This is a genomic window from Anaerovibrio slackiae (assembly GCF_009695585.1).
GTDB classification, from domain to species: Bacteria; Bacillota; Negativicutes; order Selenomonadales; family Selenomonadaceae; genus Anaerovibrio; species Anaerovibrio slackiae.
This window is the reverse complement of sequence record NZ_VUNR01000005.1, coordinates 108,177-117,411: the sequence shown is the minus strand read 5'-3', so window position 1 is coordinate 117,411 and position 9,235 is coordinate 108,177. Positions and strand designations below refer to the sequence as shown.

Here is a 9,235-nt window from a genome sequence, read left to right as displayed (position 1 = left end):
ATGCTGAGTAAAATCATAAGGAAAACCGAATTGCAGTTGTTCAACCGGCTCACTCGCAGGTATGAAAATGCAATCCACGAAGCCATCAAGTATATCCTGGTTCCAGGTGAAGCTCCTGTGCTTCTCGTTGCCCACCTGGACACGGTTCACAAGGAAAAAGTGGAAACCATTTGTCGGTCCAGTAAAATCTGGATGTCTCCGCAGGGTATCGGAGGTGATGACCGTTGTGGTGTGTATGCTCTCGTGAGCATCCGTGAAAAGGCAAAGAAAAAGCCGTGGCTCCTCTTTACATGCGGTGAGGAAAGCGGTGGAATCGGGGCAAGCAGGTTTGTTAATGAATATCTCAAGAACGAGGGGCTCAGGAAAAGAATGAGTTCCATAAAGTTCATTATTGAGCTTGACCGTAAGGGCAAGAATGATGCCGTGTATTACGATTGCTATTGCCCCGAACTGGAGGATTACATTACTTCCAAGGGGTTCCATACGGACATAGGTTCGTACAGTGATATTGTGGACATCGCCCCTGTCCTTGGAATTGCCGCTGTGAACCTGTCCTGTGGATACTACAATGCTCACACGGAACATGAGTACATCGTGTTACCTGAATTAGAGCACACGATAAAGGTGGTGACTGAGATTGTAAATGAATCAGATGAGCTTCCCAGTTTTCCCTATAAAGAAGATTGGAGGCTCGATGAAACGCAGGATTGCTTTATCCCCACACAGGAAGAACAGGAAATGCTGGATGAGCTCTCCGTCTACATGGGTAAAGATATACTGATGGAGTACGTAGCCTACTATGGGCGTGAGATTATACAGGAATTGTACGAAGAGGTAAAGGAGGAAGAATCATGGGAAACAGGTGTGTAATAACGACCGAGACAAGGGAAGTCGGTGTATACATGCACTGGAATGGAAATCCTGATTTCGTAGCTTCCCTGCTTAAGTATTGTAAGCGTGCTGGCTTCAGGAGGCCAGAAAGTGATTGCTATGGGTGGGCACGCTTGTGTCAAGTGGCAGCAAACTATTTTGGCGGTGCACTGTCTATCGGTATTGACCGGTATGACAGGCTGGATACGGATAACGGAGACAATGGTACATATATTATCCGTGATTGGGAAATTGTTGACAGGGAATTCGGTGAAGGCTTCGGTGAAGCCAATACCGAAATCATGATAGCAATTGATAATGCCCAGCCAGTACCAATGTTAAAAGGAGGTAATACACATGATTAAAATTTGGAGCAGCGAAGTCGACATTGATGATTACAAGGACTATTTGGAGGAATGTTTTCCAGGTGTTACCGATGATGATGAGAAGTACAATATCGTCAGCGAGCTGAATAAAGAATACCTTGATGACGAGAGGATGAATCTCAGGATTGACGTTGGTTCTCCAATTATTGAGGTGGCAGACCTTGGGTTCTGGAATGGGAGAACGCAGGGGTATCACTTAATCACATCTGGAATACTGAGTGACATATTCAATTTCCATGGTTGCGATGATGCAACCTTTTTTATTGAGGATGGCGAGCTGAGGTCTACCCTGTATCACCATGACGGACACCACAACATCGTGTACAGGAAGGTAAAGGATATGGATAGGCTCCATGAGATGCCGCTGGATGAGTTTGTTAGCAAGTACACGGAGAGCCTCGCGGATGCAGTGAAGAAAGTGTATGGATGGAAGGAGTGACACGCATGGATGAAGAGCTGATTGGATGCCTCATCGACATCATCGAGGATTTCCTTGACGAGTACACAGGTGACAGTAGAGTGCACATCAAGGGTGAGCTCTATGATAACCTTGCAAAACAGCTTAGGGACACGTTAGAGAATTGGAGGTAATAAAAATGTTAGCAGTAGTGAATCAGAGGAATACCGTAATCAATCAGAGGAATATCGTACCAAAGAGCATGTATGATACCCGTAAGAATCCGTGGGATAGCCTTGGAAGTATCACCTTCCCTGGCTCCACGAAAATGCGGGATGCATTGCATCTTGCAGACTTGGACTTTACCGTGTCCCAGGCAGACCAGTTCTGCTACATCGATGGGGTGCAGGTCCCTACGGGTGCAGTGGCAAACTATCGTACTGACAATGGAGAAATCCTCGGAACTGTGGGAAAGAAGTATCGCATTGTCCAGAACTGGGAAGCATTTGATTTTATTGACGAGCTTCTTGAACATGATATACAACTGGAAACTGCTGGTCATGTCAAGGGTTCCAAGGTGATATGGATGCTCGCAAGAACGCCCGACAGCATGGTTCTCGGAGATGAGTTCGAGAATTATCTCTTGTTCGCCAATAGCTTCGACGGAACCCGTGCGGTGAGCGTATGCTTCACGAATGTCCGTGTATTTTGCCAGAATACCATGAACCTGGCACTGAAAAAGGCTGCTCGCAAGTGGAGTTTTGCTCACAAGGGAGACATTGCCAGCAAGGTAAGAGAATGTCAGAACATTCTTGCCATGCAGACCAAATACAACAAGGCTCTCAACGATACAGCCGAGGCTCTTGCCCATGTAAAGATTGGTACTGAGCGTGGATGTCAGATGGTCAATAGGCTCTTCCCTATCAATGCTGACATGGGAGATATTGCAACGCAGAGAGCCTCAGAAAATAGGGTGAGGTTCATGAGGTGCCTCAAGGCTCCTGACCTTGCTGACCATTGGAATGGTAACCTCGTTGATGGCTGGGGATTTATTTCAGCAGCGAGTGACTTTGCTTATCATACTGAACCGGTAAGGAGAACGAAGTCTTCTGCAGAACGCCCTATGGTAGATGCCCTGGAAGGCAACAAGCTCCTTGATACCGCCTTGAAAATGCTCTGGGAGGAGATGTAAGCATGTTTAAAGAATATCTTGAGGAAATCCGGAGGACACGTTCACCGAACACTTACGAGAACTACTGTAATGCCTTGAAGAAATTCAAGACAGGCAGCAAAGAGGAAATTATTGAGTTCATTGCAGACGACAGCATCAAGGGCACATCGAAAAAGATGTACCTCACGGTACTCAAAAGTGCGCTTGATTATTACGGTGAATTATCCAAGGACAAGGCAAGGATAATCAAGGGTTATCGTTGTAATAATCCTATTGAGCCCTGCCCCACCGATGAGGAGGTTGAGAAAATATGGGGTGTATTGAAACGCCCAAGAGACAAATTAATCTTTGCCCTCATGGCATATAATGGTCTCCGTATCTCCGAGGTTGCTAACTTGCATCTCGGAGATATTTTATCTGGGAATAAAATCCTGCTCAGGAATACAAAAGGGAAACGGGATGCCGTGGTTCCCATTATCCATAATAGGGTGCGTGAGTCACTTGATGAATACCTGGACACACGCAAGTATGACCTGGATGAATTATTTGTTACCCAGCAGAAGGCAGCGATGACCTTGGAGGGTATGAAATTCATGGTCAGTAAGGTTTGCAGGGAATGTGGTCTCCCCTATCACCCACATTCTTTCCGCAGATACTTTGCGAACACACTGTCAAAACATGGCGTTGAATTGCAGTACATTCAGACTGCAATGAGACATAAAAATCCTGGAACTACAATGAGGTATCTTAATATTGACCAGGATGACGTAGCAGCAATCATGAAAAGGATTTACAAGGAGGAAAAGTAAAATGATGAACAACATTGAAGACATGAAGGCACGGGCAGACATTATGAAGCGTGAGTACGATGAGCTCATGGATATGATTGCAGAGCGTGAAGCAAGCGAGAGACAGTATGAGTTCATGTTGCACAAGCTCATGGAAAATCAGGAGATTTTCTTTGACCTGTTGAGGGACGTATATAACAGGAAGATTGACCTTGATGTACCTGTGTTCTTTAATGACAGGACGTTGAATGAGGTGTTCAAGGGGTTAAGCGTAACCGATGTAATGCGCTCTATTGCATGGAGCACGCCAAAATACTGTACTGTGTTCTATGTAACTAACACCAGTCGCACTGGAAGGAACGTATTAATCCACGGTATGCCAGCATATGATTGGAACACGGAAGCAAGATACCAGGCTGCCAATAAGCTGGCCCATTACCTTGTTGACAACAATATTGCAGTGTAAGGGAGGGTATTATGGAAGGCTACAAGTTATTCAATGTAAAGCATGGAGAGCTCTTTACCCTCTATGTGGATGCAAAGGAACCACGCCCCATCGGGGTATGGCTGGAGGCATCCGAAGGAAAGCGTATGCCATCAGGGAGAGTCAAGGCATCCTCTGGAGAACTTTGCTTCCGTCCTGGATGGCATGTATGCGAGTATCCCGTGGCTACACACATTGGAAGCAAGGAAAATCCCACGGATGCACGCCCAAGCTACCGCCCGGACAACCAGGTGTGGGCACTGATAGAATTCAGTGATGAAATTGACTACCAGGTACAGGCTGAGCTTGCTGGGAAGTGTGCTCGGGATAAAATGCTGAGATACGTGCCAAAAAATGGCTTCTACAGATACAAAACCAATGCTCAGGCGGTGGTTCAGTGGTATATCTGCGGAGCTATTAAGATAAAGCGTATTCTCACGGATGAAGAAGTGGAATCCATCAATAATGCCGTAGGATTACACGATTTACCAAGAAAAGGAGTGAAATAAATGAGCCTGAAGGGAACAGCGTGGCATCGCATGGCAGGATATGCCTCAGAAATAAGGCATACAGCCAACGATTTGCTGCAAGGAAAAGAAAATGTGCATAAAAGCGTATTCGATGAAACACATTCGGCCTATCAGCCCATGAAAGAGCGTGGAGTTGATGGGCTTTTTGATTGGCTGTATTCCGTGGGCATTTGCGGTCACGCAAGCAAGCCAGGGCTTTGCGTGAACGGCAGCTATCTTGACTGCAATCCCACGGAAGCATGTGCTAAGTATTGTTATGCCTGCTTTGGGCATTACATCATGAGAAAAGTGGCTATCAAGGGTGAATTAATTGCTCTCGCTGCACACCTTGACCCCTACAGGGTTGCTCACATGATTAGCTGTGAGTACAATGTCGCTCCAACGCACCGCCACGGAGAAGCGTTGCGTATGTTTGATAAAGGTGACATCAACGATGATTGGCTGAAGGTAATTGAGCTCCTCAATGAAAGGGGTATAAGAACACAGATATTTTCCAAGTATCCTGAGCTTATCCAGAAGCTGGACAGGGATATGAATGTAATCATGTGGTCTGTCGATGCATCAGCAAAAAATCTCCACATCTACCCTACCCTTCCATTGGCTTTCGTATACAAGAACAAGGATTATCCAATGCTGGACAAGCTTAAGGATAGGTTCCTTGAGTATGGTGGTGTAGTATTGCCCATCAAGGGGAGCAAGGAGATTCCAGTTGTCCCAGCGTGGGCTGAGAAATACATGTGCCCTATTGACTCAGGAAAAAAGACGATACAGAAAGGAGTAATCAAGCGTGCAGGTGAATGGCGTTGTCCTGACTGCGACCTGCATGGCTCCGCAGGGTGCTTCTATGGAAGAAGTCTTTGCAATATCAAGCGTACATTAGCTTGACAAACGTAAATTCAAAGCGTATAATTGTGAAACAAAGGAGTGATTGTCATGGCTGGGTACTCTAAAGACAAGATGATGAGCAACAATGCTATATCAGCCTATGCTAGAGGCGAAAAGCCATGGAAGAAATGGAAGCGGAAGGACATTATTGAGGGCTTGAGGGAGATTGGTATCACCGTCTCCCCTATTTTTTCCACTGAGCAATTGAGGGAACGGTATCTCGTGTTCACATGCGAGCATCATGTGGGAAAGATATTTAAGCGAGTGAAATTCTATAAGATAAGGGAGTGAACCAATGTACATAGACTATGTCCAATGCGTACACAAGGAAAAACGCTCGGTAACCTTCGAGGCTCTTGGCCATTGCGTGGGAAATATCCTCGTTGCCAAGGATGGGCAGGCTAACGATGCTAAAAAAGGGAAATTCTACAGGCTCTTGTATGAATTTAATTCATGTGAGCAGCTCAGGATAAAGGAATACACGGAAATTCCAAGTATTCCGAGGGTTAAGCATACGAAAAATGAAATGGAGGTATGTAATCATGAAACTGTTTAACGGAGATGTCGTTGTGCTGAGGGATTACAGGCGTGGCACAATTGCTGGTGACATTATTGCATTTGTTCCCAGCGATATAGATGATGATGCATATGACTATGTGCTCTTTGAAGATTACACTGATGACTATAGGCACATACAGGATGACGGGCTGGACATCATGGAAGTGTATCGTATCGACTGGGGCGACGATGAACATGAGGGCAGCAGGGAATATGAGCGCATCTGGAGACGTGTTGATCCACGCTACATGTTGAAAAATGGCGACATTGTAACGCTGAGGAATGAAAAAGATTACATTGTGTCCGGTCCATACTTTGTTCACAGGGCTACATACGAAGTTGTTTACTGGGATTATTTCACAGATGACCTTCAGCACGGTGAGAGAAACTCCGACATTGATGTAATGGTTATCATAAGGGATGGCAGGGAAATATGGAGGCGCGATTAATATGATGATAAAAGCTGCGTTACTTGTGGAGGACTATGCCCAGCTCATGAAGTTACATGAGCGCGATGAAAAATTCATACAGTTCATGAGTTCTGCACACACCAAGACCAAACTGTATAAGCATAATTTTTACCTGATTATGACATGGGAGTATTGCCTCAGCGGTGCCCGTGAAATTCTCAGGGAATTTTGTGAGAAAGCATTTGGCGACTATATCAGCGTGGATATAGATGATAACATTGTCTGTCAGAAGAGCATTGGTCTCATTGACGTGGATATTCGCATCATAGAAGCCGTTTAAAGCCTGTTTTTCGAGGGGTAAAATTGCTTGCCTATATAATTATATGGACAGGCAATTAATACCCCTCAAAAATGGGGATTAATCTATAGTTTTAGGAGGTAAAAATCATGGAATTCTTACAGAAAGACATAGTTGTATTCAGGGACAAGACTGAGGGCGTGGTATCTGATGATGCCATCGTAAGAATCGATGAGCGCGGTGACTGGGACTGGATTTCCCTGGAGGATTTCAGGGATAATGGCACATGCAAGATTTGCATCGAGTGGGACATCATGGAAATCAAGAGAAAGGAAAGCTATGAGCAGTGCTACACCACTGTGTTCAAGCGTGGTGAGCCCCTTGAGTGCGGTGACATTGTTGTACTCAAAGATGGTGACAGGGGTGTAATTGCCGGTAATCGCATTATATTTCCCAAGGACTGCCAGTGGATTGAGCTCACTGAGTATGAGGGGTACATGAACACATGGGATGAAGACCTGGATATATGTGAGCACTATAGGCTCATTGATGGGAAAATGGAATTGCTTGGTGGGGAGGAATAAGCTATGGAATTCAAGAATGCTGATATTATTACGCTGAAAAATGGAGACACCTGTGTGGTTGCAAGTGATACTGTTGTGTCCTGTGATAGGCAGATAGGCATTAGCCTCAATGATTTTTCTCATGATTATTATGATGATACACTGAATCACAGAACATTCGGTGAATATGACATTACTAAGGTCATGAGGTTCGATGGCTTCCATGAATATAAATGCGTATTCGAGAGACACACGCTTGTATTTGAGCTGGCCGGCGATAAGCAGGATAAGCTGTTTGACATCCTGTGTACTTGCATTGAGTTCTCAAAACCAAGTGCTCAGTTCGATGTCATCGATAAGTACCTGGACTTGGAAGTGGTTGACCTTGATAGGCATGGGTTCGATGGATTCATTTGCACCGCCAAGCATTTCGATAGTGCGGTTGATAACCTGTCAGCCCTGGAAATCCTGCAGATGGGTTCCAATAGTAAGCCATTGGATAATTTCACGGATTTCTACTGGGTGCATGATGGTATCGTTGAGTATGGCGACAAGCTCCTGGATTTGCTCGGCACGAATAAGTACCATGCACTCATCAAAAAGACAGTCAAAGAAATCATCAGTCTGTATGACAACTGTGCTGAGACTGGAAAGTTACCACCGTATGAGCGGATGCCAGAGGAAATTAAGGTTATCGCAGATTTCATGAAGGGGGCTGAGTAATCATGTATATTGTCACTGCTTTAGATGGATTGTACATGGAAGACCAGGCTGTCACGTGCAGCCTGGAAACTGCAAGGAAACTTTTTACCGAATGGGCTGAGAAATGGAATATGCATGTTTTTCCAGATGGTAAAATGGCAAGGCTTGGAAACAAGAGTGTTAGACTGTACAACCTTCCATGCGAGGATAAAGAGTGCAAGACGTTGTATGCAATAACAACAATTGATAATAGCGATGATTTATCTATTTGTATGCAAGTTAAAGATGAGTATATAGAGGCTATAAGAGTGTACCTGCAAACCTTACTTAGCTTTGTTAAAGATGGAGTCAGCAAAGACGTTGATGACAATGATATGGTTGACAACATTATGTTTATCATGACGTGCTACAAGGTTACTGATAGCTTCGATGACACAATTAGGTTCGATGATTCTTCCGTGATATTCCGTACATTGAAAGTTGTTTAAGCGTGGGTATTCCCCACGCTTTTCTAATGTGATAAAATGGTAAATATGACAAAATGAAAACTGGAAATACGATACAATGGAGTGATTGTTATGCTATATGATTTACCGAAACCAAAAGATGGCGAGGTGTTTTGCGAGTTCAATGTTAATCCAAAGAAAAACATTTCCCTGGATTGTTCTATCCGCGCTACAGCATTAGCATTTGATATATCTTATGATAAAGCATATCGTAACTTATGTGAATTTGGTATAAAAATGTCAAGAATGTTTAATGAATCCAGATGTATTGGTGTATATCTGAGCAACAAGGCTGTGAGATTAATGATTGATGTACAGGAAACAGTTAAGGAGTTTGCATTAAACCATCCTAAAGGAAGGTTTTTGCTGGGTGTAAAAGTAGATAATGATAAACTCAAAATAACTGACCATACAGTGTGCTGTATTGATGGAATTGTTTATGACTCATTCGATTCAACCAATGCTACTATATATCGCGCCTGGCAAGTGTATCTCAGTGAAGAAGAATTGCTGTACGATGTGCTCGTTGGCATAAAGGATGCCGCAACAAAACCATATAAAGATAACGAAGATTGCTTTACTGCACTTGAAATGAAAGAGCTTTTGAATTACAGGCGTATGCTTGAGCGAGACCTTCAGAAAATGGAGGATTTCATGGAAGGCAGATAAAAAAAGGGGGGATATGAC

The 9,235-nt window shown here is 44.2% G+C and carries 17 protein-coding genes; all 17 read left to right on the top strand.

What is annotated here, in order from left to right; translation table 11 throughout:
• The 17 genes from FYJ84_RS04220 to FYJ84_RS04140 all read left to right on the top strand — a co-directional run bounded on the left by FYJ84_RS04220 (window position 1) and on the right by FYJ84_RS04140 (window position 9,217).
• Window positions 1–870 (top strand): M28 family peptidase, encoded by an 870-nt coding sequence (locus tag FYJ84_RS04220; RefSeq protein ID WP_154406351.1) that lies wholly within the window; start codon window positions 1–3, stop codon window positions 868–870.
• Window positions 852–1,235 (top strand): hypothetical protein, encoded by a 384-nt coding sequence (locus FYJ84_RS04215; protein ID WP_154406350.1) that lies wholly within the window; start codon window positions 852–854, stop codon window positions 1,233–1,235. The genes FYJ84_RS04220 and FYJ84_RS04215 overlap by 19 nt, the downstream gene beginning before the upstream one ends.
• On the top strand, window positions 1,228–1,695 hold the full coding sequence (locus FYJ84_RS04210) for a hypothetical protein (protein WP_154406349.1): 468 nt from the start codon (window positions 1,228–1,230) through the stop codon (window positions 1,693–1,695). The genes FYJ84_RS04215 and FYJ84_RS04210 overlap by 8 nt, the downstream gene beginning before the upstream one ends.
• A 5-nt stretch (window positions 1,696–1,700) precedes the next feature.
• On the top strand, window positions 1,701–1,847 hold the full coding sequence (locus FYJ84_RS04205; protein ID WP_154406348.1) for a hypothetical protein: 147 nt from the start codon (window positions 1,701–1,703) through the stop codon (window positions 1,845–1,847).
• 5 nt (window positions 1,848–1,852) lie between these two features.
• On the top strand, window positions 1,853–2,845 hold the full coding sequence (locus FYJ84_RS04200) for a DUF932 domain-containing protein (protein WP_154406347.1): 993 nt from the start codon (window positions 1,853–1,855) through the stop codon (window positions 2,843–2,845).
• 2 nt (window positions 2,846–2,847) lie between these two features.
• A complete protein-coding gene (locus FYJ84_RS04195) occupies window positions 2,848–3,633 on the top strand; it encodes a tyrosine-type recombinase/integrase (RefSeq protein WP_154406346.1) in 786 nt (261 codons plus the stop codon).
• A gap of 1 nt (window position 3,634) precedes the next feature.
• Window positions 3,635–4,078, top strand: coding sequence for a hypothetical protein (locus tag FYJ84_RS04190; RefSeq protein ID WP_154406345.1), 444 nt, complete (start codon window positions 3,635–3,637; stop codon window positions 4,076–4,078).
• An 11-nt stretch (window positions 4,079–4,089) separates the two neighbouring features.
• Window positions 4,090–4,605 carry a hypothetical protein gene (locus FYJ84_RS04185; protein ID WP_154406344.1) on the top strand — a complete coding sequence of 172 codons (516 nt, stop codon included), beginning with the start codon at window positions 4,090–4,092 and terminating at the stop codon, window positions 4,603–4,605.
• The gene (locus tag FYJ84_RS04180; protein ID WP_154406343.1) at window positions 4,606–5,511 is read left to right on the top strand and encodes a hypothetical protein; all 906 of its coding nucleotides are present in this window, start codon (window positions 4,606–4,608) and stop codon (window positions 5,509–5,511) included. It begins immediately after the preceding gene.
• Between the two features lie 48 nt (window positions 5,512–5,559).
• Window positions 5,560–5,802 (top strand): hypothetical protein, encoded by a 243-nt coding sequence (locus tag FYJ84_RS04175; protein ID WP_154406342.1) that lies wholly within the window; start codon window positions 5,560–5,562, stop codon window positions 5,800–5,802.
• A gap of 4 nt (window positions 5,803–5,806) precedes the next feature.
• Window positions 5,807–6,067 (top strand): hypothetical protein, encoded by a 261-nt coding sequence (locus FYJ84_RS04170; protein ID WP_154406341.1) that lies wholly within the window; start codon window positions 5,807–5,809, stop codon window positions 6,065–6,067.
• Complete coding sequence (locus FYJ84_RS04165; protein ID WP_154406340.1) at window positions 6,054–6,518, top strand: hypothetical protein; 465 nt, start codon at window positions 6,054–6,056, stop codon at window positions 6,516–6,518. The genes FYJ84_RS04170 and FYJ84_RS04165 overlap by 14 nt, the downstream gene beginning before the upstream one ends.
• Window position 6,519: 1 nt before the next feature.
• Window positions 6,520–6,819: a hypothetical protein gene (locus tag FYJ84_RS04160; RefSeq protein ID WP_154406339.1), complete on the top strand. Its 300-nt coding sequence runs from the start codon at window positions 6,520–6,522 to the stop codon at window positions 6,817–6,819.
• Between the two features lie 107 nt (window positions 6,820–6,926).
• The gene (locus FYJ84_RS04155) at window positions 6,927–7,361 is read left to right on the top strand and encodes a hypothetical protein (RefSeq protein WP_154406338.1); all 435 of its coding nucleotides are present in this window, start codon (window positions 6,927–6,929) and stop codon (window positions 7,359–7,361) included.
• A gap of 3 nt (window positions 7,362–7,364) precedes the next feature.
• Window positions 7,365–8,063, top strand: coding sequence for a hypothetical protein (locus FYJ84_RS04150; protein WP_154406337.1), 699 nt, complete (start codon window positions 7,365–7,367; stop codon window positions 8,061–8,063).
• Window positions 8,064–8,065: 2 nt separating this feature from the next.
• Complete coding sequence (locus tag FYJ84_RS04145; protein ID WP_154406336.1) at window positions 8,066–8,530, top strand: hypothetical protein; 465 nt, start codon at window positions 8,066–8,068, stop codon at window positions 8,528–8,530.
• A 90-nt stretch (window positions 8,531–8,620) separates the two neighbouring features.
• The gene (locus FYJ84_RS04140; RefSeq protein ID WP_154406335.1) at window positions 8,621–9,217 is read left to right on the top strand and encodes a hypothetical protein; all 597 of its coding nucleotides are present in this window, start codon (window positions 8,621–8,623) and stop codon (window positions 9,215–9,217) included.
• The last annotated feature ends 18 nt before the right edge of the window (window positions 9,218–9,235 follow it).

What these genes read in the sequence shown, in the direction of transcription:
- FYJ84_RS04145 (WP_154406336.1), top strand. Translation starts at nt 8,066, where the DNA reads ATGTATATTGTCACTGCTTTAGATGGATTGTACATGGAAGACCAGGCT.
- FYJ84_RS04170 (WP_154406341.1), top strand. Translation starts at nt 5,807, where the DNA reads ATGTACATAGACTATGTCCAATGCGTACACAAGGAAAAACGCTCGGTA.
- FYJ84_RS04165 (WP_154406340.1), top strand. Translation starts at nt 6,054, where the DNA reads ATGAAACTGTTTAACGGAGATGTCGTTGTGCTGAGGGATTACAGGCGT.
- FYJ84_RS04210 (WP_154406349.1), top strand. Translation starts at nt 1,228, where the DNA reads ATGATTAAAATTTGGAGCAGCGAAGTCGACATTGATGATTACAAGGAC.
- FYJ84_RS04205 (WP_154406348.1), top strand. Translation starts at nt 1,701, where the DNA reads ATGGATGAAGAGCTGATTGGATGCCTCATCGACATCATCGAGGATTTC.
- FYJ84_RS04175 (WP_154406342.1), top strand. Translation starts at nt 5,560, where the DNA reads ATGGCTGGGTACTCTAAAGACAAGATGATGAGCAACAATGCTATATCA.
- FYJ84_RS04155 (WP_154406338.1), top strand. Translation starts at nt 6,927, where the DNA reads ATGGAATTCTTACAGAAAGACATAGTTGTATTCAGGGACAAGACTGAG.
- FYJ84_RS04190 (WP_154406345.1), top strand. Translation starts at nt 3,635, where the DNA reads ATGATGAACAACATTGAAGACATGAAGGCACGGGCAGACATTATGAAG.
- FYJ84_RS04195 (WP_154406346.1), top strand. Translation starts at nt 2,848, where the DNA reads ATGTTTAAAGAATATCTTGAGGAAATCCGGAGGACACGTTCACCGAAC.
- FYJ84_RS04220 (WP_154406351.1), top strand. Translation starts at nt 1, where the DNA reads ATGCTGAGTAAAATCATAAGGAAAACCGAATTGCAGTTGTTCAACCGG.
- FYJ84_RS04215 (WP_154406350.1), top strand. Translation starts at nt 852, where the DNA reads ATGGGAAACAGGTGTGTAATAACGACCGAGACAAGGGAAGTCGGTGTA.
- FYJ84_RS04200 (WP_154406347.1), top strand. Translation starts at nt 1,853, where the DNA reads ATGTTAGCAGTAGTGAATCAGAGGAATACCGTAATCAATCAGAGGAAT.
- FYJ84_RS04140 (WP_154406335.1), top strand. Translation starts at nt 8,621, where the DNA reads ATGCTATATGATTTACCGAAACCAAAAGATGGCGAGGTGTTTTGCGAG.
- FYJ84_RS04160 (WP_154406339.1), top strand. Translation starts at nt 6,520, where the DNA reads ATGATGATAAAAGCTGCGTTACTTGTGGAGGACTATGCCCAGCTCATG.
- FYJ84_RS04150 (WP_154406337.1), top strand. Translation starts at nt 7,365, where the DNA reads ATGGAATTCAAGAATGCTGATATTATTACGCTGAAAAATGGAGACACC.
- FYJ84_RS04180 (WP_154406343.1), top strand. Translation starts at nt 4,606, where the DNA reads ATGAGCCTGAAGGGAACAGCGTGGCATCGCATGGCAGGATATGCCTCA.
- FYJ84_RS04185 (WP_154406344.1), top strand. Translation starts at nt 4,090, where the DNA reads ATGGAAGGCTACAAGTTATTCAATGTAAAGCATGGAGAGCTCTTTACC.